Here is a 19,099-nt window from a genome sequence, read left to right on the forward strand (position 1 = left end):
ACGATGAGTATCGGTATCTACACAACGTCGCACCACAGTTGTGTAGATACCTATGCCGCGATAAGGCCGGCATAGCCAGCATTTATGGTACGTGACACACCGCGCTTGCGAGGCTCAGTCGATCAGGCGCTTCTGGAAGAAGTAGCGCTTGCTCCCCGGCGGATAGTCGACAATCTGTCCGACTTCGGTGAAGCCCAGTTTGCTGTAGAACCCAGGCGCCTGGAATTCGAAGGTGTCGAGGTACATGCCGATGCAGCCTTTGTCCCGGGCCAGTTGCTCGGCCATGTGCATCAGCCGGGCGCCTATGCCCTGGCCACGTAGCTGTTCCTGCACGGACAGCAGGTCGATGAACAGCCATTGGTAGAACATTTTCCCGTAGAGCCCACCGAGGATCGCTTCGCTGTGTTCATCGCGCACCAGCAAGGCAATTTCCTGATAGTGGCCGTCACCGGCATGGGCAATGTTGTGGGCGCGCAGTGGGTCGAGAATGGCCTGGCGTTCTGCGGGTTGCGGGTCTTGGGTTACTTCGATGCGCACGGGCATGGTCGACGTCCTTGTGTCGGGGAAGGGGGATGCAGGCGCAGCCTAGCGTGTGGAACGGGTTGTAGGAAAGTCGCCCAGGGCGTTTTACGTGCAAAAAAAAGCCCGCATGGGGGGATGCGGGCTGAATGTTCCTTGGATGTGCGTGCTGACTATAAGGGGCCAACTGGGCGGGCAGGGTGAAGAATTTTTCATCTGCCCGACCGTTCGTCCGCCGGCCAGCACGTTGGCGGGCTGGTCCTCTCAAAGCGGTATGGCTCGTGCGTCGGCCTCTCGACCGTTCACCCGCTGGTGTCCACGACGAGAAGCGGCGGGTGTAAGTTGAGTGCGGGCTTATCGACTTCAATGGAGGTGGCTATGAGTATGCCCATGCTAAATAAAATGCACATGAACGGTTATGAACTGGTGAGCGTCAACAGCGGCCCCTGGCGGGTCTGCACGCAGCGCGACCGGATCGGCACCTTTGCCACCCGGGAAGAGGCGCTGGCATTCGCCGCCTCACTGCCGGGCTACAAACCCCGCACGGCACCGACTGGCAACCGCTAGGCACGCGCTGGCTCGCGATGGACCTCAAGCAACCCGCGGGCGTGTTCAATCCCCGCGGCGTGCTGCAGTCCATCGCGAACCGGCCAGTTGAAGCTACATCATGATTTGCGCCGGTCAGGGCCGGTCGGGTTGCCGGTGTCGAGCAGTCGGCGCTCTATCAGCACGTTCTGCAGGGCCTGACGGTCGGTGGGAGCCAGTTGATGCTGGCGTTCCTTGAGCTCCAGCAGAATCGGGTTGGACCAGGTGCGATAGGTCCGCTCGGCCTGTTGAATCGGGTTCATCTTCGTCTCCCAGACAAGATGGTGCACGAGAAGGGCTGCAGGGCATACCGCGCACAGGCTAGTCGAGAATCCCGTCACTCGCCAGGCGCGGGCGGGTCAGCCATTGCCCTTTTCATCGCCGCCCCTGAGGACCTTGCCGATGGGCGTGATCAACCCCGGTTGGTGGTTGCGCACGTTGCCCACGGCACTGTCGACCTTGAACCATTCAAAGGCCTCGGCAGGCTCCGCTTCGTGCAGCACCATCTGCTCGGCACGTTCCTTGGGCATCCCCAGGTTGAGCCATTCCCGGGCCAGTTCCGGTGACAGCACCAGCGGGCGCCGGTCATGCAGGTCGACCAGGCCGCCCACGCTGTCCGCGGTGATGATCACAAAGCCGTCATCGGCTCGCGGCTCGCGCCCACCCGCCGGGTATTGGCCAATGGCAGCGCAAAGGATCGGCGCCCGGTCGCGGCGCCGGATCAGGTACGGCTGTTTGTTCGGACCGCCTTCGTAGACCCACTCGAACCAGTTGTCGATGGGGGTGATGGCGCGATGCGGCCAGATCGCCCGGAAGAACGCGCCGTGGGCCACTTTTTCTACCCGGGCGTTGATTGGCAAGGAGTGGTCGGTGGACCAATGGGGTCGCCATCCCCAACGCACGCGATCGGCGTGCAGGGTTTCTCCCTCGAGATGAATCAGGGCGACCTGGGTGGTCGGCGCGACGTTGTACTGCGCCAGTGCATCGTCGCCCAGGGTGTTGACCAGGGCGTTGGGCATGCCGAGGGCTGCGACAAAGTCGTGAATGCCGCGGTACTGTGAAAGTCTTCCGCACATTGGAAAGCCCTCCGCTGGAGCTTTGAGCTTAGTCCAAGGGCGAGCGCAGGGTTTTGGCCTGGGTTACAGATCTCCAACAATCAATCTGTTTAATCCGCCCCCGGCGCCTTTCTACAATGGCGCACGATCTTCAGGAGATGGGCAGATGAGTGTGCGCACGCGAATGGCCACGGTGGAGGATGTCGAAAGCCTGTTCGAGATTCGCACTTCAGTGGCGCAGAACCACTTGAGCCGGGAGCAGATGGATGCGCTGGGCATAACCGCGCAAGTGTTGAATTCGGCGATCAAGGAGGGGCCTTGTGTGTGGATCGCAGAGGTCGATGAACGGCCGGTGGCGTTTTCCATGATTGACCGCGACGAAGGCGAGGTGTTTGCCATGTTTGTCCGCCCGGCCTATGAAAATAGAGGCCTGGGGCGCCTGTTGATGGCCGCCGCCGAAGCCGAGCTGTTCCGGGCCCATGAGCGCATTTTCCTGGTGACCGATGGCCGCCAGGAAATCCGCGCCAATGGCTTTTATCAGCGCCTGGGCTGGACGGTGGTGGACAGGGTGGATGCCCGGGATGTGCGTTATGAAAAGCGCCGGCCACTGGCCTGACACCGACGGGCTCATGCGGAGCGGCGCAAATGACTGGCGGTGTTGTCCAGGGCCAGGTTGACCTGGAGCCACTCAAAATCTGCACAGGGCAGGCAATGGTGCCTGGCGATTTCTTCGGCGCGCTGGGGCGAGAGCATCGGGTCAAGCCATTCGTTGGCATGGTCCGCTGCCAGCACCAGTGGCCTGCGGTGGTGAATGCGGGTTATGCGCGTGTCACCAGCGGTGGTCAGGATCACAAAGCCGCCCCCCTGGTGCGGTGCATCTCCACGATGGATGTGGGCTAGCGCGGCAAAGAACATCGGCTGACGACTTCGCAGGCGCATGAAATATAGGTGCGGGGTATGCGGCGCTTGCGCATCATCCACCCACTCGTACCAGCCATCGCTGGGCACTACGGCCCGGCCATTGGGCCAGAGCAACCTTAAATCGGTCTGCGTCGAAACGGTTTCCACCGGCATCTGCACTGAATCAGGTTGCTTGCCGCGTGCCCCAAAAGGCGCCCAACCCCAACGCACGGCATCAATATGAAGCCCGTCCTCGCAACCGTGCAGGACCTGCGCGCACTTGGCTGGCGCGACGTTGAATGGCCGCAGCGACTGGTTCTGGTAGCCGGTAGGCACCGCACCTTTGGGGTTTAACGCTGCGATGAAGGCCGCCATGCCCTCGTGCTGAACAAAATGCCCACACATAGTTCACCTGCCCGTCGGATGCTAGCTGCCCGAAGTAGACCCGCTGTTTTCCCGATCTTGACCGGGTAGTGGGTCATAACGATTACAGTCACTGCAAATCCAGGGCCAATCTTCACCAGTGGGGTAAGTTAGGTGCAACGCACCTCTGTAGGAGCGCAGCTTGCCCGCGATGGCGGACGAAGGTTCGCCATCGCGGGCAAGCCTTGCTCCTACAAGCCCCGTCTTATTTAGACCCAGCGCCGATCTGCCAGACGTATGGCGGTTCGGTGCCGTTGATTTCCCAGTCGCCGATGATCCGTTCCTTGTAGATCAGCGGGTTGTGCGAGGCGGCGGTGCGCGCGTTGCGCCAGTGTCGATCGAAGGCCTTGCTGGTGCTGGTGGCCGAGGCGCTGAGGGCGTTGAACAGGTCGCTGGTGGCGCGCAGCACCAGGTCGGCGATGACCACCTGGGCCTGGGCCGACTCCAGTTCGGCGGCGATGTTGGCGGCGCGTTCAGCGACCGGGTCCTGGGCGAAGCGGCTTTCATACGCCAACTGCAAGGCCGTCGCCGCGCGCAGGGTGGTGGCGTGGGCGGCGTAGACCTGCGCCGAAGCCTTGCCCAGCACTTGCTGCACCTGGACATCCTGACTGACGTGGCTGGCGTTGCCGGTGCTGAAGACGCGTTTGCGGGTGCGTACTTCTTCGCTGATGTCGAGCACGGCGGCGCGCCCGGCACCGGTCTGGACCGCCAGCAGCACCAGTTGATAAAAGGCCGTCTGGTATTTGAAGCGGGTGGCGAAGTCCAACAGATTCTCGGGCTCCACCACTGCGTTGACGAACACTGAGGTGCCGCTGCCGGTGGTGCGCTGGCCAAAACCGTCCCAATCGTCGCTCTGGCTGATGCCCAGCTGTTGCACACGCACGGCGGCGATCACGTCGGCACCGTTGTCATCGCGCTGGGCGTAGAGGTCGATCCAGTCGGCAAAGATGCTGCCGGTGCTGTAGTACTTGGTGCCGCTGACCACCCACTGCTCACCCAGGCGCGAGACGCGGGTGCCGACCTCGCCGATCTTCACGCTGCCGACTTCGGTCCAGGCGTTGCCGACCAGCTCACCCTGGACAAAACGTTCGAACCAGAGGTCCTGCGGCGTGTCGGCCTGGGCGTTGAGGCGGTCCTCGACAAACGCGAAGTGCCCGCGCAACGCCTGGGGCAGGTTGGAGTCGGCGGCGGCCAGCTCGATCAGCAGTTCGAACAATTGCGGCAGGGTCGCCCCCGCGCCACCGTACTGCACGGGTACGCGCACGGCACCAAAGCCGGCTTCCTTGAGCCACTGCACAGGCTCAAAGGGCAGGCTGCGACTGTGCTCGCGCTGCAGGGCGCCGGCAGCGATGCGCGCGAAGATCGGTCGGAAGCGCTCGGCCAGGGCCTGGTAGTCGGCGCCGCTGGCAAGGGGCAGGTGCTGCTGCTGGATGGTCATGGGGCAGTTCCTTAATCGAAGGCAAGAGAAGCAACAACGCAGTGCAGCTGTTGCGTCCTGCTGCCAGTGCACAGGTCGTGCCTGGCGTGGCAAACCCCGCGATAACAGGGGATTACCGGGATTTGCGCTGCTCACGGCTGTCGCCTGGCGGGCAACTTGCTGAAGTGCTGACCGCCCGGCAACAACGACCAGGGCGCATCGCGGCGCAGGGCTTCGCACGCCAGTGTTGTGCGCGCAACAGTTGATCAACAGCCTGTGCGCTGGGCGACACTTGGCTTTCGCAGAAAATACACATAACTATTTGATTAATAATGGTTAATTCAAGTGGCACGGTTGCTGCTCTAGTCCTGTTGCAGGTGCCGCGGTGGCCTCTGCCAGCAGGAGTACATGCAATGAGCCAGGACAACATCAAATTTGCCTACTGGGTGCCCAATGTCAGCGGCGGGCTGGTGGTCAGCAAGATCGAACAGCGCACCAGTTGGGATATCGACTACAACCGCAAGCTGGCGCAGATCGCCGAACAGGCGGGCTTCGAGTACGCCTTGTCGCAGATCCGTTTCACCGCCGGTTATGGCGCAGAAAATCAGCACGAATCGGTGACCATCAGCCACGCACTGTTGGCCGCTACCGAAAAGCTCAAGGTCATCGCCGCGATCCTGCCGGGTCCCTGGAGTCCGGTGTTGGCGGCCAAACAGTTGGCGACCATCGACCAGTTCACCAATGGCCGGGTGGCGGTCAATATTGTCTCGGGCTGGTTCAAGGGCGAGTTCCGCGCGATCGGCGAGCCGTGGCTGGACCATGATGAGCGCTATCGTCGTTCCGAAGAGTTCATCCGGGCGCTGACGGGCATCTGGACCGAGGACAACTTCAGTTTTCACGGTGATTTCTACCGCTTCCACAACTACACGCTCAAACCCAAGCCGTTGCAGCAACCGCACCCGGAAATTTTCCAGGGGGGCAGCTCGCGCGCGGCGCGGGACATGGCTTCGCGTGTCTCCGACTGGTACTTCACCAATGGCAACACGGTGGAAGGGATCAAGGCCCAGGTCGACGATATCCGCGCGAAGGCGGCGATCAATGGCCACTCGGTGAAAATCGGCGTGAATGCCTTTGTCATCGCCCGTGAAACCGAAGCGCAGGCGCGCGCGGTATTGCAGGAAATCATCGCCAAGGCCGACCCGGAAGCGGTCAACGGTTTTGGTGGCGAGGCGAAAAATGCCGGTGCCTCCAGCCCCGAAGGCGAGGGTAACTGGGCCAAGTCGACCTTCGAAGACCTGGTGCAGTACAACGATGGCTTCAAGACTAACCTGATCGGTACGCCACAGCAGATTGCCGAGCGGATCGTCGCCCTCAAGGCCGTGGGCGTGGACCTGGTGCTCAGTGGTTTCCTGCACTTTCACGAAGAGGTGGAGTACTTCGGTCGCAAGGTGTTGCCGCTGGTGCGTGAGCTGGAGCGCGAGGCGCTCGCGACCCAGTCCGCGGCATTGGCGTAAAGGACACCAGAGTCGGCATTGTTTTGCCCGAATGAGCGCGGTGGCCTGACTCAGATCGACAGGTTGGCAACTTTCACCGCCTGGCTATCCTGGGTCGGGCGGCGCTTGTTGACCACCAACTCACCGATCTTGATCAGCATGGCTCGGGTGATGTTGCGACTCAGCCCCAGCAGGCTCGCGGTGTGCACCTGGTTGTAGTGGCTGAACTGATAGGCCGCGCGCAGCAACGCGTGCTCGACCCGTTCGTGAAGGGCGCCGCTTTCTTCCTCGAACAGGCGCTGGAAGGCTTGCTGCAACAAAGCGTCGGCGCTGTCGTCGGTGGCGCTGCTGCTGGCGTCCTGGCGCTCGATACGCAAGTTGGACAGGTGCAGGTCGTGGACGCGGATCAGGTGATTGCGGCAGATCAGCAGGGTGTGGTGAATGACGTTTTCCAGCTCGCGGATATTGCCCGGCCAGGAGTAGCCCACCAGCTTCTGCTCGGCCTCGCTGTCCAGCGCCACTTCGCCGTAGCCCAGGCGACGGCTGTATTCGGCGATGAAGTGACGGATCAGCGGCAGAATATCCCCGGGCCGCTCGCGCAGTGGACTCAGTTCCAGGCTGACCACGTTCAGCCGGTAGTACAGGTCCTCGCGAAAGTGTCCGGCGTTGATGGCTTTTTCCAGTTGCACGTTGGTTGCTGCCAGCACCCGCACATCGATCGGGATGCTTTTACGCGAACCCAGGCGCACCACTTCACGCTCCTGCAGCACCCGCAGCAACTTGACCTGGATCGGCATCGGCAAATCGCCGATCTCGTCGAGGAACAGGGTGCCGCCGTTGGCCTCCTCGAACCAGCCGGCCTTGGCGCTGAGGGCACCGGTGAAGGCGCCTTTTTCATGACCGAACAGTTCGGCCTCCACCAGGCTTTCGGAGAACGCGCCGCAGTTGACCGCGATAAACGGCTTGTTGCGCCGGGCGCTGAGGTTGTGCAGGTGACGGGCCACCAGTTCCTTGCCGGTCCCGGTTTCGCCGATGATCAACACGCTGGCATCACTGGGGGCGACTTGTTGCAGGTGCGCCAGCAGTGCCTGTGATTTGGGGTCTTCGAACACTTGCGCGGTGGCGCGTATCGAGGTGGCCAGGGCAGGAGAGGGCGGCAGCGTGAGTAGTTGCATAGTCGGGCCTATGAGTAAAAGGTCGGAGTGGGCAGGGCCGTGTTGAGCGCCCAGTCACCCAGTTCGTGGAGCTTGTAGTCCACGGGGTCGTGCAGGGTCTGGGTGCGCAGGTTGCGCCAATGCCGGTCCAGGCGCAGCGCGGCGTGGGTGGCACGGGCGCCGGTGACTTCGAACAGGCGGCTAGCCAGGTCCAGGCCAGTGCGGGTGGCGGCGACCTTGGCCGTGGCGATGGCCAGCGCCAGTTGGCCACGCTTCTCGGCGTCGAGCCGTTGTTCTTTGCTCCAGGCCTGGTCGAGCAAGGCGTTGGCGCGCTCGGTGAGCAGGCGCACGCTCTGGAGCCCGACCCAGAACTCGCCGTAATGGCGCAGCACATAGGGGTCCTGGTTGGCCTGCTCGACGCTGGCCTTGAACCAGGGGCGGGTTTCCTTGAGGGTGTAGTTGCGCGCCTCTTCGAAGGCACCTTCGGCGATGCCGAGGAAGATATTGGTGAAGGTCAGTTGGGCAATCAGCGGGCGCAGGCAGGCAAAGGGTGTGCTCAGCGGCCCGGGATCGAGCAGCAGTTCGTTTTCTTCCACGCGCACCCGTTCAAAGGTGGCGCTGCCGCTGTCGGTCTGGCGTTGGCCGATGTTGTCCCAGTCACCATGCAAGGTGATACCGGTGCGATGACTGGGGATGGCGGCGATCAACAGCTTGCCGTGGGTGGACTCATGCAGCGCCGAGGCAATCAGCATTTCCGAATCGGCGGAGCCGGAGCAGAAACTCTTGCGCCCGGAGAACTCGCGGTAGCCGGAAAACTGTTTGGACAGGGTGCGGGTGTCCAGCGGGTTCAGGGCATTGCCCCAGAACCAGTTGTTGCGCGCGGTCTGCTCGAACCACGGCTGCCATTGTTCGGGCCGGGAAAACAGGCGCACCGTGGCCAGCATCAGGTGTTGGAAGCCGAATACATGGGCGATCGAACTGTCGACCCTGGCGAACTCGCGGACCACCTCCAGGGTGTCGCTCCAACTGGCGCCCAGGCCGCCGTACTGCGGGTCGATTTTCATCGCCAGCAGGCCGCTGCGGCGCAACGCATCGCGCTCGGCCTTCGGTGTGCCACCCACTTGGTCGCGTTCGGCGGCGGTGCGGGAAAACTCGGCCGCGAGGGTGCGGGCGATCTGCAGCGGGGTTTGCAGTCGAGATCGATTGATGGCGGTCACGAGCGGCTCCTCAGGCTGTCTTGCGCAGGTCGGCGGCATGGGCGCTGAACAGCGGCGCAGCCCGTTCCACGGCCAGGCGGATGCGGGTGTTCAGCGCTTCACTGGTGATCTGGTAGTCACTGAAATCAGCCTGCGAGGCATACACGCCCAAGGGCAGGGTCACGGACTGGAAGAAGCTAAACAGCGGGCGTAACTGGTGATCGATCACCAGCGCATGCCGATCGCTGCCACCCGTGGCCGCCAGCAATACCGGGGTGTCGATCAGTGCATCGTGGCCAATCAGGTCGAACAGGTGCTTGAACTGGCCTGGGTACGAGCCACGGTAGACCGGCGCCGCCACCACCAGCAGGTCCGCCGATTCGATGGCTTGCAACTCGAACTCGACGGTTTCCGGCAGCTCCTGACGGGACAGGGCGCTGCCCAGCGGACGGACAATGTCGCCCAGTTCGATGATGCGGCTGTCGATGGGCAGGTAGCGGGCCAGCTCCGCAACAATCGCCTGGACCAGCACCAGGGTGCGCGAAGGGCGAAAGGTACCACCGGAAACGGCGACGACTTTAAGTGGGGTGCTCATGGGCTGTGTTCCTGTGCGAGTAGGGGATGTACAGCCGTCAGAGCAAGAGTCGTTCCATGGTCTAAATAATCATATAAATCAAACGATTATGGTTGTTTTGCAGGGCAACTGCTGTTGCTTGGGCAGCGAACTGTTGGGCGACTGTTGCCCTGGCAACAGCGGGGATCGCTGTTGCTGGGACAACATTGCACAGCTCGTGGAGGGAATGTAGATGATCTAAAAAAGGCTCAATAAATACTTTTTAGTTATTAGCTTAAGGCCCGCATTGGCCCTTTTCGGACCGCGATTGATCGAGTACGGGCTTAGCTTGGGGTATCTCAATGAAGCACTCTGCGACTCTCGCCAATCCTTATTCGATCCAGGGCTCGGTTCAGCGCGTCCAATGCATCCAGAAGGGCTTTCGCCTCAGCCTCCCTGCCATCGCCCCAAAGACGTTCGGCCATTTTGTTCAGGGCCTGGATAGATCGCTCAATGTCGGCAGCGGTTGTTGTCACTTTGCTTTCCGGTGGTTTGTTTGGCATTCAGGAACCCTTGCAGGGCATCGCGTTGCAGCAGATCGCGTCGGACTGTCCAGCTCAATACGTCAGCCAAAAAGGGCACGCTGCCATTGCTGCTCACCGATGATGGCGATAGGGGAGCCGGCCTCTCTGAGTTCGACCGCTTTGATTATCTTTGTCCCATAGGTGCTATGGCGCCACTGGTCATTGCCAATACTGCCAACCACCAGGTAATGAATTTTCTTGCTGACCCCGCCGCCAATGATGCCGCCACGCTCCTCCACCAGGACCTGGCAGTCTTTACGCGGTCCATAGGCCATGATTCCGGTGAAAACAAACAAATTGCCGTCCCAAGTGATAGCGGGTTCAGGGTGATTGAAGGGGAGGTCATTGGGCGGTGTGAAGGTGTGATCGCCAGCCTTGGGTTTTTCGCTGCTCAGGCCAGAAAACCCTTGCAGCAGACCGATTAGCTCAAGGGATTCATCTGCATCCAGCACCCCGTCCAGGAGCATATTGGCGAGGCGTGAATAAAGCAGGTTGATGACCGGATCATCAAGGTGTGCCAGATTCGTCTCCAGCCAATCCCTGAGGAACAGCCCTTCGGCGGTCGATACGACGCCGTCGGCGGCGAGGCCTGCTGCCAAGCCAACGAGTGCATCCGCTGAACGCCTGTCGATCCGCGAGCGATGGAAGTAAGTGCTTCGCTCGAATTCGCCGTGAATGTCGGTCATCTGAATTCCTTGTCGTGATGTGATGCAGCGAGAGCTTTAAGTATCCACCGGGCCAGATGGCTGCATCAACCCGGCCGGATTTGTTTCTAATAGCATGTTACGCGCTTCAGTTTGTTGTCATGAATCAGGGCGATTGGGATGGCCGCGCAAATCACCCATGTCGTGATCGGAACTGCAGGCTACACGCCGGCTAACACGCAGACGGCTTTGCGCAATCAGGTGGCGGTTTACCCCATTTCTGACGGGGAAACCCTGAGTTCCACCCTGCTGCATGTCACGGCGGTGGCGGATGGTCCGCAAGCCATTTGGGTTCGCGAGATTGGCTACCTGCTGTCGGACGGCACGTTGTTTGCCGTCTGGTCGCACCCCACCGATGTACTGGCCTACAAGCCGGCCGGAAACAAGTTGCTGTTGGCTTACGACCTGTCGTTAACCGCGTTGCCGCCTGACAGCGTCACGATCACCTCAACCGGCGCGGGCTTGAACCTGTCGCTGTCGGAAGAGCTGGGTGCCCTGGCTGCGGCAAGTATCGCGGAAATGCTGCGGGGTCTGGAACAGCAGGATGTGGTCGAAAGCCAGGCCAGGCTGCACCAACTGGAAGGCGACCAGATTGCCAACCTGATGGACCGCATGCGTAAAGCCGAGGCGCGCCAGGATAGCGACTACGTGGGATTTGCGGAGCAGGCTGCCGCGCAGGCGTCGGCCGGGATCGCGGACATGCTGCGCGGTGCGACGCAGCAAGACCAGATCGAAGACCAAGCGAAGCAGCACGAACTGGAAGGGCGGCAGATTGCCAGCCTGACGAGTCGCATGCGTCAGGCCGAAGCGCGACAGTCTGGCGACTATGAGGGATTGCTGACGGCTATCGCGGCTAACGCGACGGCGGTTGTCAGTTTGCAACATCAAATTACTAAAGCAACTTACGGAGTGTAAGAGTTATGAGTCTTGAATCCACTATCGCGGACCTGGTGACGAAAACCACCAACTTGTTGGATTACTTCAACAACAAGAAAGCGGGTATTGATTCGGCGGTGGCAGCCGCTATTGCGGCAGTGCCGGCTAACCTGAAAGTGTTTTATGTAAACCAATTGACCGGCGTTGATACCAACGTGGGTTCCACTTCGGCGCCGCTGAAAACATTGGATCGGGCGCTTTATAACACTCCCGTTGGGGGCGTATGCCGCGTTTATTTGCAAGATGACTACACCATGTTGTCGAACATCAACGTGGACGGTCGTTTCTTAACGGTTTTTAGCGACGTTACCGGTGTGCGCCGTAAGCTCAATACGACGTATTACGTGGCAGCGGATGGAACAGCAAACTACCTTTCTGGCTTCCCCGTCATGAATGGCGGTCAGATCATGTTTCAGGATGTCACTATCAACATTCCGAGCAGTGTGGGTCTGGCTATTCCGCCTGTGGGCTTCACCAATTCAGTTTTCAAAACGACCTCTAATGGTGGTACGCCGCTGGTGGCGGTGAAGCTAACGCAGTGTGAAGTGATTGCACCTGGTGATTTTAGCGGTGCTGTTATGGGTATTCCTAACAGTGCTGTGATCTTTGAAGTATTGGCTGTGACTTTCCCCGCCAATTTCGGCGGTCGCTATGTCTATGGTGTTGCGGCGGGCACTGCTGCAAACACACTGAGTAACGTCCTTACTAACCTTTCGACCCTGTGAGAAAAAAATGCAAAAGCAAAACCTGAACTTCGACTATGACGGTCGCACGTTTGTCGGCTTCAACTTTGCCGACTTGCCTCTTTCTGCGGCGCTGTTAGTTGCTGCCCAGCAGATTGACCAAAGTGCGGACAAGGCTCGCAGCGCCGTGCTGGGCGACCCACTGCGCGCGGTGGAGTACCGACTGACGGCGGATGAAGCCGAGCGCTTCGCGGCTGCAGCCTATGACGGCCCTGTCCCGGCCACTGTTCGGGCTTGGATGGACGCGGCAGAGTTGGATGCCAAGGCGGCAACGGACAACATTCTGGCCGAGGCTCATGCCTGGAAAGCGGCCATTTATGCCATTCGCGCCGCTCGCCTGAAGGGCAAGCAGCAGGTGCTCAAGGCGCAAACCCACGACGCGGCCGAGGCGCTGGCCGACGAAGCAATCAATGCCATCCGCGAAAGCGTCCAGGGCGTCGGCAACGTCGCTTAATTCCGTCCCTTACACCGTCAACCCAAGGCCGCTATGCGGCTTTTTTTGTGCCTGGAGGGCACGCAATGAACCGAACCCACCTTGAGCACGTCGTTGCGGCGCTGCTGATCATGGGCGCCCTGTGGGGCGTCCTGGCCCTGCTGGCGATCCCTGGCGGCCACTGGGCCGGCGCTGCTGCCGGCGTCTTCTTCTTCGTCGGCCGCGAATACACCCAGGGCGAGCGCAACCTGGCGTATGTCGAGTCGGTACACCTGGCCAATCTGCGCTGGTACGACGGTTTGCGCTTCTGGCGATGGACGCCGGACGGGCGCCTCGATCTGCTCTTTCCTCTGCTGGCGTGCCTGGTAGTGGCACTGCTGGTGCAGCTGTTGCTGCGCTGACTGATCCTTTTCTTTCCACCCCAGGGCCGCGCATGACGCGGCCCTGTGCTTTCTGGAGTTCCACATGGCTGGATTCTTTCACGGCGTTACCGTAACGAACATCGACACCGGCGCGCGCAACATCGCGTTGCCGTCCTCTTCGATCATTGGCTTGGTCGACACTTTCACCGAGGGCGTGAACGCCACGGCCAAGGCTGGCGACGTGGTACTGATCACGAACGAGCGCGAGGCTATTGCCGCATTCGGTCCTGAGTCGGCCATGACCAAGTCTTGCCAGGCGATCTATACCCGCTCCCGAGCGGTGATTGTCGCGTCGGGTGTGGCCAAGGCCGTCGACGCGGCCGCGCAGACGTCCTCGATCATTGGTGGCGTCCAGGCCAATGGCAAGCGTACCGGCCTGCAGGCGCTGCTCGATGGCAAGAGCCGCTTCAACGCCCAGCCGCGGCTGATCATCGCGCCCAAGCACAGCGCTACCCAGGCGGTGGCCACCGCCATCGATGCGCTGGCCGGCAAGCTGCGTGCTATCGGCATCATCGACGGGCCGGGCACGACTGACGAAGCGGCCACCACCTACGCCAAGCTCTTTGGCTCCAAGCGTTTGTTTATGGTCGATCCCGGCGTGCAAGTGTGGGACGCCGTAACCAGCAAGACCGTCGATGCGCCGGCTTCGGCCTGGGCGGCGGGTCTGTTCGCTTACACCGACAGCGAATACGGCTTTTGGGCCTCGCCGTCGAACAAGGAGTTTGTCGGCATCACTGGTACCACTCGCGCGGTCGAGTATCTGGACGGCGACGAGAGCTGTCGGGCCAACCTGCTGAACAACGCCAATATCGCGACCATTATTCGCGATGACGGCTTCCGCCTTTGGGGCAACCGTACCCTGTCGAGTGATGCCAAGTGGTCGTTTGTGACCCGCGTGCGCACCATGGATATCGTCATGGACGCCATCCTGTACGGGCATAAGTGGGCGGTCGATCGCGCGATTACTTCGACGTATATCCGCGACGTAACCGAAGGCCTGCAGGCCTTTATGCGCGACCTGAAATCGCAGGGCGCAATCATCAACTTTGAGGTCTACGCCGATCCCGTGCTCAACACGGCCAGCATGCTGGAGCAGGGTAAGGTTTTTTGGAACATTCGCTTTACCGACGTTCCGCCGGCTGAAAACCCGAATTTCCGTATCGAAGTCACCAACCAATGGCTGACCGAAGTCCTCGATCAAGTCGCATAAGGAGCGCATGACCCATGGCAATGATTCCCGAAACACTGGCAAACCTTAACTTGTTCGTCGACGGCCAGAGCTTTCAAGGCGACGTGCCCAGCCTGACCCTGCCCAAGCTCACGCTCAAGACCGAAGAACACCGCGCCGGCGGCATGGACATGCCGATCGAGCTGGACATGGGCATGGAGAAAATGGAGTCCAATTTCGTCACCACCGGCGTGCGCAAGGAGTCGTTGAAGTTCTTCGGCATCGCCGACGGCAACGCCTTCAATGGCACGTTCCGGGGCTCCTTCAAGGGCCAGAAGGGCGAAACCAAGGCGGTCGTGGTCACCCAGCGCGGCATGTTGAAAGAGATCGACATGGGCGACTGGAAGGCCGGCGACAAGGCCGAAATCAAGCACGCCGTAGCCCTGACTTATTACAAGTTGGAAATTGCCGGCGAAGTGATTTACGAGATCGACCCGGCGGGCATGAAGCGCGTCATTAACGGCGTCGACCAGCTGGCCGGCCAGCGCCGCGACCTCGGCCTGTAACCCCAACCCTTTCGCACACCTTTTCGAATCAAGGACACCCTGTCATGAGCAAGCCGCTGCCGAAGTTCATCAAGCTGGAAGCTGACCGCGTTACCGTAACCCTGACCAAGCCGGCCGAGCTGAACGGCGTCACCCAGGATCAAATCACCCTGCGCGCGCCGACCGTGCGCGATATCCGCAACGCTTCGAAGGTCGCCAATGGCGACGAGGAAGAGCGCGAAATGAACCTGTTCGCCTCGCTGGCTGAGGTCGGCGTGAAGGATCTGGACGGCCTGGCTTACAAGGATTACACCCGCCTGCAGGACGGCTATTTTCGCCTGGTGCAAGACGACGAGCTTTAATCCGGACACGCAAAAACGTGCGGCCAAGCGGCTGGCGGCCGAGTTGAATTTCTCGGCAGCTGAAATCTTGACCATGTCCTATTCAGATATGGTCTGGTGGCTCACGGATTGAGCCGCAAGGGGGTAGGCAATGGCTTTAAAGCCTTTGATGCTGGTCATTGGCGGTGCCGTTGCTTCGTCGGTCGGCACCGCGTTTAAGACGGTTGAAAGCGGCATTCAGAAGCTGGAGGCCAAAGGCAACAAGGCCAAGGTGCTGAAAAGCACCATTGGCGAAACCATCAAGCTACGCGAGGAGTGGAAGCGCGCGCACGACAGCGGGTCTGCCTCGGCCGCCGGTCTGCTGGGCAAGCTCAATACCAATCTTGACTCGCTGCGCAAGCAAGGCGTCGAGGTTGGCCGTCTGGGGCGCGAATACCAGCGCTTGGGCCGCGAGGCCAAGGCCGCCGATCTGCAGCTAAAGGGGCACCAGCAACTGCAGGCCGGCAAGTCTTCGCTCAAGTCGAACATTGGCGCCGCTGTCGTCGGCGCCGGCATGACGGCGGTTCCCACCAAGATCAGCGCGACCTATCAGGCGATCATTCGTGACATCGCGATCAAGGCGGACATTGCCAACAAGCCGGAGGAAGCCCAGCTAACCCGGACGGTGATCGACACGTCGAAAGACACGGGCATGTCGCGCAATGACGTGGCGGATCTGGTCAATCAACTGGTCGGTGCCGGCATGGAGCTGGACAAGGCCATGTCCTACGCGCCGACGGCGGCCAAGTTCGCCATTGGCCAAGGGGCGTCGGGCGTCGACACGGCCAGCATGATCATGGCGCTGCAGCAGAACGCCAAGATCAATGACCCGCGTGTCATGCAGCAGGCCCTGGAGGCGATCGCCTTCCAAGGCCAGGCGGGCAGCTTTGAGGCCAGCGACATGGCCAAGTGGTTCCCGCAACTGCTCGCGTCGATGGAGAAGAATGGCAGCACCGGCATGGATGCGGTCACGTCCTTGGGCGCGATGCTGCAAGTGCAGATGAAGACGGCCGGCAGTTCGGACGAGGCGGCCAACAACCTCAAGAACTGGATGGAGAAAATCGGTTCCGGCGACGTGGTCAAGGCCTACAAAGACGCCGGCATTGACTATCAGGGCTCGCTCAATACCGGCATTCAGAAGGGCATGAGCGCGCTGGAGTCGTCCATGGCCCTGGCGTTGAAATACGTCGAGGCGACCGACCCGGCCAAGGCGCAAAAGATGAAGGATGCCCAGGCCGGCATCGACAAGGAGGTTGACCCGGAGAAAGCCAAGGCCGCGCTCGATGCCCTGGAAAAGACCCTGCGCACCGGCGATATCTTCGCTGACATGCAAGTCAAGGCCGCGCTCACGGCCTACGCGCAGAACCGGGGGCTGTATAACGAGCTCAAAGCCGATTCGCAGAAGGCGACCGGGATTCTTGACAAGAACCTGGCTGAGCGGCGCGAGACTTCGGCGCAGCATTGGTCTGAGCTTGGCCAGGCGGTGGATGACTCGATGCGTAGCATCGGCGATGCCATCCGCCCGGCGACGGATGCGGCGGCCAAGGGCCTGACCTGGGTAGCCCGTGGCATGACCTCGCTGTCTGACAACGCGCAGCCGGTAGTGCTGGGCATTGCCGGCATCGCGGCAGCGGTGGGTGCCTTCCTGACGGTTTCCAGTGGGGTGAAAATCGGGCGTGGGGTGTTCAACATCGCGCGCGGTCGCGGCCTGGAGCGGTTCGCCGGCCGTGGCGATCGGGGCGACGGTGCCCCGCTCGATCTGCCCAAGACCGGCAACAAGGTGGTCGATACCGGCATTGGCGTGTTGGGCAAGGTGTTTGGCGCCTCGACCGGTCCAGCGCCTGCCAATGAGTCAGGGGCGGGCGGTAACGACCTGCAGCGCGTTTTTGTGGTCAATGCCGATGCCTTCGGCGGGATCGGCTCAAGCGTTGCCAATAGAGCCCCTGCAGAGCCTGTAAGGGGGAGTCGCAGAGGTCGTCAGCGTGCGCGGCGGCGCGCGGGTGCGGTGGGCGCCACGGTTCGGCCAACGCCGGTCGAGGCCCCTAGAGCGCCTGCGGCAAAGCCCAGGATGTTTGCTGCAGCGTCGTCGTTCATTGGCGCTAACGACTTGGGCAAGGTGGCGCGTTCGCTTCGCGGCGTGACAGGGCTCGCCAAGCGTTTGCCTGGCGGCAGTTTCATGGATGCCGGCGCAACCGCGCTTGATGTGGCGGTGAACGCCAAAACCCAAGACGAAAAGGCCGAGGGTTACGGTGCTGCCGGCGGCAGTCTGGCGGGTACGCTCGCTGGGGCTGCAGCCGGGGCCGCTATTGGTTCGGTCGTGCCGGTGATCGGCACGGCGGTGGGCGGTGCCGTGGGCGCCGTCCTGGGCGGTCTGGGGGGTGAATCGCTCGGCGGTTGGCTGGGTAAGAAGCTGTTCGGGGATGAGCAGCCCGAAGGGGAGGCCAAGGCCGACGCGGAAGCGGCGCCGGCGCCTGCCGCTGCGTTAGGCGTAACGCTGGCCCCCGCTCCGGAAGCAACGCCGGCGATCGGCGACGCCTTGCGTGTCACGGCCGCACCGTCTGCGCCTGAGGCGGCCAAGGCGCCATTGCCGCCGGTGGCCGATCCGGTGCCGGTCGCGCCGCCAGTGCCTGCCCTGGGTGATGCCGTGCGTGACCTGGCCAAGGCCACCACGCCGGCACCTGCAGGGGAGGTGGTCAAGTTGACCGTTCTGCCGGCGCCGCGTGAGCCGGTGGCCAAGGCGCCATTGGTGGCACCTGCAGTGATCGACAACCGGGGGCCGGTGCCGGTCGCGTCGCCAGTGCCTGCCCTGGGTGATGCCGTGCGTGACCTGGTCAAGGCCACCCCGCCGGCACCTGCAGAGGAGGTGGTCAAGTCGACCGTTCTGCCGGTGCCGCGCGAACCGGTGGCCAAGGCGCCGTTGGTGGTGCCTGTGGCGATCGACAATCGGGAGCGTTTGCCCGCTGCCGGTCCGGTGCCGGTCGCGCCGCCAGTGCTTGCCCTGGGCGATGCCGTTCTTGATCTGGTCAAGGCCACCACGCCGGCACCTGCAGGGGAGGTGGTCAAGTCGACCGTTCTGCCGGCGCCGCGCGAACCGGTGGCCAAGGCGCCATTGGTGGCACCTGCAGCGATCGACAGCCGGGGGCAGTTGCCGGCGGCCGATCCGGTGCCGGTCGTGCCGCCAGTGCCTGGCCTGGGCGATGCCGTGCGTGACCTGGTCAAGGCCGTCACGCCGGAACCTGCAGTGGAAGTGGTCAAGTCGACCGTTCTGCCGGCGCCGCGCGAACCGGTGGCCAAGCCGCTGGTAGCACCTGCAGCGATCGACAACCGGGCGCCGTTGCCGGTGGCCGATCCGGTGCCGGTCGCGCCGCCAGTGCCTGCCCTGGGCGATGCCTTACGTTACCTGGCCAAGGCCACCACGCCGGCGCCTGCAGGGGAAGTGGTCAAGTCGACTGTTCTGCCGGCGCCGCGTGAGCCGGTGGCCAAGGTGCCGTTGGTGGTGCCTGTGGCGATCGACAATCGGGAGCGTTTGCCCGCTGCCGATCGGGGGCCGCATGTTCCAGAAGTGCGGTCGCCATTGGCCAGCCAGGCGCCGGGCGCCCTGGGTGATGTGGTGCGCGACATGGCCAAGGCCGTTCCGCCGGCACCGCCATTGCCTGAGGCGGCCAAGCCGGTCAAGGCGGCCGAGCCGGCGAAGGTGCCGGCGCCCAAGGTGGAGCAGTCGTTTACCTTCGCGCCGAATATCCCGATCGTCGTGCATGGTGATGTGAAGGACCCCGAGCAGCTGGTGCGCGAACTGGAGCCGCCGCTGCGGCGGCTGTGGGAAGCGTTCCAGCGCGATGTCGCGGCGCGCATGTCCTCAACTCAACTATTCGATCAACCACACATCTAA

The 19,099-nt window shown here is 62.0% G+C and carries 21 protein-coding genes; 11 read left to right on the forward strand and 10 right to left on the reverse strand.

The genetic code is table 11. From position 1 onward, the window contains the following. Positions 1–114 precede the first annotated feature (114 nt). The gene (locus ACIOVD_RS13370; protein WP_095169289.1) at positions 115–543 is read right to left on the reverse strand and encodes an N-acetyltransferase; all 429 of its coding nucleotides are present in this window, start codon (positions 541–543) and stop codon (positions 115–117) included. Between the two features lie 354 nt (positions 544–897). Here ACIOVD_RS13370 and ACIOVD_RS13375 point away from each other — a divergent pair, with 354 nt between their 5' ends. Then, the gene (locus ACIOVD_RS13375; RefSeq protein WP_095169288.1) at positions 898–1,086 is read left to right on the forward strand and encodes an SPOR domain-containing protein; all 189 of its coding nucleotides are present in this window, start codon (positions 898–900) and stop codon (positions 1,084–1,086) included. A gap of 98 nt (positions 1,087–1,184) precedes the next feature. On the opposite strand, the gene ACIOVD_RS13380 is transcribed toward ACIOVD_RS13375, so the two are convergent. Continuing rightward, positions 1,185–1,367: a hypothetical protein gene (locus ACIOVD_RS13380; protein WP_095169287.1), complete on the reverse strand. Its 183-nt coding sequence runs from the start codon at positions 1,365–1,367 to the stop codon at positions 1,185–1,187. A 96-nt stretch (positions 1,368–1,463) separates the two neighbouring features. Beyond that, entirely contained in the window at positions 1,464–2,180 is a 717-nt protein-coding gene (locus tag ACIOVD_RS13385) for an SOS response-associated peptidase family protein (RefSeq protein WP_401128183.1), read from the reverse strand. A gap of 145 nt (positions 2,181–2,325) precedes the next feature. Between ACIOVD_RS13385 and ACIOVD_RS13390 the strand changes: the two genes are divergently transcribed. Further along, a complete protein-coding gene (locus ACIOVD_RS13390; protein ID WP_320334089.1) occupies positions 2,326–2,775 on the forward strand; it encodes a GNAT family N-acetyltransferase in 450 nt (149 codons plus the stop codon). A gap of 11 nt (positions 2,776–2,786) precedes the next feature. Here ACIOVD_RS13390 and ACIOVD_RS13395 read toward each other — a convergent pair whose 3' ends face one another. Beyond that, positions 2,787–3,464 carry an SOS response-associated peptidase family protein gene (locus ACIOVD_RS13395; RefSeq protein ID WP_401128186.1) on the reverse strand — a complete coding sequence of 226 codons (678 nt, stop codon included), beginning with the start codon at positions 3,462–3,464 and terminating at the stop codon, positions 2,787–2,789. A 223-nt stretch (positions 3,465–3,687) separates the two neighbouring features. Continuing rightward, positions 3,688–4,920, reverse strand: coding sequence for an acyl-CoA dehydrogenase family protein (locus tag ACIOVD_RS13400; RefSeq protein WP_401128189.1), 1,233 nt, complete (start codon positions 4,918–4,920; stop codon positions 3,688–3,690). A 392-nt stretch (positions 4,921–5,312) separates the two neighbouring features. Between ACIOVD_RS13400 and sfnG the strand changes: the two genes are divergently transcribed. Beyond that, positions 5,313–6,413, forward strand: a complete 1,101-nt coding sequence (gene sfnG, locus ACIOVD_RS13405) for a dimethylsulfone monooxygenase SfnG (protein ID WP_401128192.1) — start codon at positions 5,313–5,315, stop codon at positions 6,411–6,413. Between the two features lie 50 nt (positions 6,414–6,463). Here the strand turns inward: sfnG and ACIOVD_RS13410 are convergent, their stop codons facing one another. The 5 genes from ACIOVD_RS13410 to ACIOVD_RS13430 all read right to left on the reverse strand — a co-directional run bounded on the left by ACIOVD_RS13410 (position 6,464) and on the right by ACIOVD_RS13430 (position 10,565). Beyond that, a complete protein-coding gene (locus ACIOVD_RS13410; RefSeq protein WP_401128195.1) occupies positions 6,464–7,567 on the reverse strand; it encodes a sigma-54 interaction domain-containing protein in 1,104 nt (367 codons plus the stop codon). An 8-nt stretch (positions 7,568–7,575) separates the two neighbouring features. Next, positions 7,576–8,763 (reverse strand): acyl-CoA dehydrogenase family protein, encoded by a 1,188-nt coding sequence (locus ACIOVD_RS13415; protein WP_401128198.1) that lies wholly within the window; start codon positions 8,761–8,763, stop codon positions 7,576–7,578. 10 nt (positions 8,764–8,773) lie between these two features. After that, positions 8,774–9,337 carry an FMN reductase gene (msuE, locus tag ACIOVD_RS13420; RefSeq protein ID WP_095169279.1) on the reverse strand — a complete coding sequence of 188 codons (564 nt, stop codon included), beginning with the start codon at positions 9,335–9,337 and terminating at the stop codon, positions 8,774–8,776. A gap of 317 nt (positions 9,338–9,654) precedes the next feature. Further along, positions 9,655–9,858 carry a hypothetical protein gene (locus tag ACIOVD_RS13425; protein WP_095169278.1) on the reverse strand — a complete coding sequence of 68 codons (204 nt, stop codon included), beginning with the start codon at positions 9,856–9,858 and terminating at the stop codon, positions 9,655–9,657. A 62-nt stretch (positions 9,859–9,920) separates the two neighbouring features. Next, complete coding sequence (locus tag ACIOVD_RS13430; protein WP_401128201.1) at positions 9,921–10,565, reverse strand: NAD-dependent DNA ligase; 645 nt, start codon at positions 10,563–10,565, stop codon at positions 9,921–9,923. A 138-nt stretch (positions 10,566–10,703) separates the two neighbouring features. On the opposite strand from ACIOVD_RS13430, the gene ACIOVD_RS13435 reads away from it, so the two are divergent. The 8 genes from ACIOVD_RS13435 to ACIOVD_RS13470 all read left to right on the forward strand — a co-directional run bounded on the left by ACIOVD_RS13435 (position 10,704) and on the right by ACIOVD_RS13470 (position 19,099). Continuing rightward, complete coding sequence (locus ACIOVD_RS13435) at positions 10,704–11,498, forward strand: phage tail protein (protein ID WP_401128204.1); 795 nt, start codon at positions 10,704–10,706, stop codon at positions 11,496–11,498. A 5-nt stretch (positions 11,499–11,503) separates the two neighbouring features. After that, entirely contained in the window at positions 11,504–12,244 is a 741-nt protein-coding gene (locus tag ACIOVD_RS13440; protein WP_401128207.1) for a hypothetical protein, read from the forward strand. Between the two features lie 7 nt (positions 12,245–12,251). Next, positions 12,252–12,716, forward strand: coding sequence for a hypothetical protein (locus tag ACIOVD_RS13445; RefSeq protein ID WP_401128210.1), 465 nt, complete (start codon positions 12,252–12,254; stop codon positions 12,714–12,716). A gap of 65 nt (positions 12,717–12,781) precedes the next feature. Next, the gene (locus ACIOVD_RS13450) at positions 12,782–13,096 is read left to right on the forward strand and encodes a hypothetical protein (protein ID WP_401128213.1); all 315 of its coding nucleotides are present in this window, start codon (positions 12,782–12,784) and stop codon (positions 13,094–13,096) included. Between the two features lie 64 nt (positions 13,097–13,160). After that, a complete protein-coding gene (locus ACIOVD_RS13455; protein WP_401128216.1) occupies positions 13,161–14,327 on the forward strand; it encodes a phage tail sheath subtilisin-like domain-containing protein in 1,167 nt (388 codons plus the stop codon). Positions 14,328–14,341: 14 nt separating this feature from the next. Then, entirely contained in the window at positions 14,342–14,851 is a 510-nt protein-coding gene (locus tag ACIOVD_RS13460) for a phage major tail tube protein (protein WP_401128219.1), read from the forward strand. 44 nt (positions 14,852–14,895) lie between these two features. Further along, positions 14,896–15,192, forward strand: a complete 297-nt coding sequence (locus tag ACIOVD_RS13465) for a phage tail assembly protein (protein ID WP_401128222.1) — start codon at positions 14,896–14,898, stop codon at positions 15,190–15,192. A 130-nt stretch (positions 15,193–15,322) separates the two neighbouring features. Then, on the forward strand, positions 15,323–19,099 hold the full coding sequence (locus ACIOVD_RS13470; protein WP_401128225.1) for a phage tail tape measure protein: 3,777 nt from the start codon (positions 15,323–15,325) through the stop codon (positions 19,097–19,099).

The sequence above is a fragment of the Pseudomonas sp. NPDC087626 genome (genome assembly GCF_044743405.1).
Taxonomy (GTDB): Bacteria; Pseudomonadota; Gammaproteobacteria; order Pseudomonadales; family Pseudomonadaceae; genus Aquipseudomonas.

Coding starts and splice junctions, on each gene's coding strand:
- sfnG (WP_401128192.1), top strand. CDS start 5,313: ATGAGCCAGGACAACATCAAATTTGCCTACTGGGTGCCCAATGTCAGC.
- ACIOVD_RS13440 (WP_401128207.1), top strand. CDS start 11,504: ATGAGTCTTGAATCCACTATCGCGGACCTGGTGACGAAAACCACCAAC.
- ACIOVD_RS13385 (WP_401128183.1), bottom strand. CDS start 2,180: ATGTGCGGAAGACTTTCACAGTACCGCGGCATTCACGACTTTGTCGCA.
- ACIOVD_RS13455 (WP_401128216.1), top strand. CDS start 13,161: ATGGCTGGATTCTTTCACGGCGTTACCGTAACGAACATCGACACCGGC.
- ACIOVD_RS13445 (WP_401128210.1), top strand. CDS start 12,252: ATGCAAAAGCAAAACCTGAACTTCGACTATGACGGTCGCACGTTTGTC.
- ACIOVD_RS13380 (WP_095169287.1), bottom strand. CDS start 1,367: ATGAACCCGATTCAACAGGCCGAGCGGACCTATCGCACCTGGTCCAAC.
- ACIOVD_RS13430 (WP_401128201.1), bottom strand. CDS start 10,565: ATGACCGACATTCACGGCGAATTCGAGCGAAGCACTTACTTCCATCGC.
- ACIOVD_RS13425 (WP_095169278.1), bottom strand. CDS start 9,858: ATGCCAAACAAACCACCGGAAAGCAAAGTGACAACAACCGCTGCCGAC.
- ACIOVD_RS13470 (WP_401128225.1), top strand. CDS start 15,323: ATGGCTTTAAAGCCTTTGATGCTGGTCATTGGCGGTGCCGTTGCTTCG.
- ACIOVD_RS13390 (WP_320334089.1), top strand. CDS start 2,326: ATGAGTGTGCGCACGCGAATGGCCACGGTGGAGGATGTCGAAAGCCTG.
- ACIOVD_RS13460 (WP_401128219.1), top strand. CDS start 14,342: ATGGCAATGATTCCCGAAACACTGGCAAACCTTAACTTGTTCGTCGAC.
- ACIOVD_RS13400 (WP_401128189.1), bottom strand. CDS start 4,920: ATGACCATCCAGCAGCAGCACCTGCCCCTTGCCAGCGGCGCCGACTAC.
- ACIOVD_RS13410 (WP_401128195.1), bottom strand. CDS start 7,567: ATGCAACTACTCACGCTGCCGCCCTCTCCTGCCCTGGCCACCTCGATA.
- ACIOVD_RS13450 (WP_401128213.1), top strand. CDS start 12,782: ATGAACCGAACCCACCTTGAGCACGTCGTTGCGGCGCTGCTGATCATG.
- ACIOVD_RS13465 (WP_401128222.1), top strand. CDS start 14,896: ATGAGCAAGCCGCTGCCGAAGTTCATCAAGCTGGAAGCTGACCGCGTT.
- ACIOVD_RS13435 (WP_401128204.1), top strand. CDS start 10,704: ATGGCCGCGCAAATCACCCATGTCGTGATCGGAACTGCAGGCTACACG.
- msuE (WP_095169279.1), bottom strand. CDS start 9,337: ATGAGCACCCCACTTAAAGTCGTCGCCGTTTCCGGTGGTACCTTTCGC.
- ACIOVD_RS13375 (WP_095169288.1), top strand. CDS start 898: ATGAGTATGCCCATGCTAAATAAAATGCACATGAACGGTTATGAACTG.
- ACIOVD_RS13395 (WP_401128186.1), bottom strand. CDS start 3,464: ATGTGTGGGCATTTTGTTCAGCACGAGGGCATGGCGGCCTTCATCGCA.
- ACIOVD_RS13370 (WP_095169289.1), bottom strand. CDS start 543: ATGCCCGTGCGCATCGAAGTAACCCAAGACCCGCAACCCGCAGAACGC.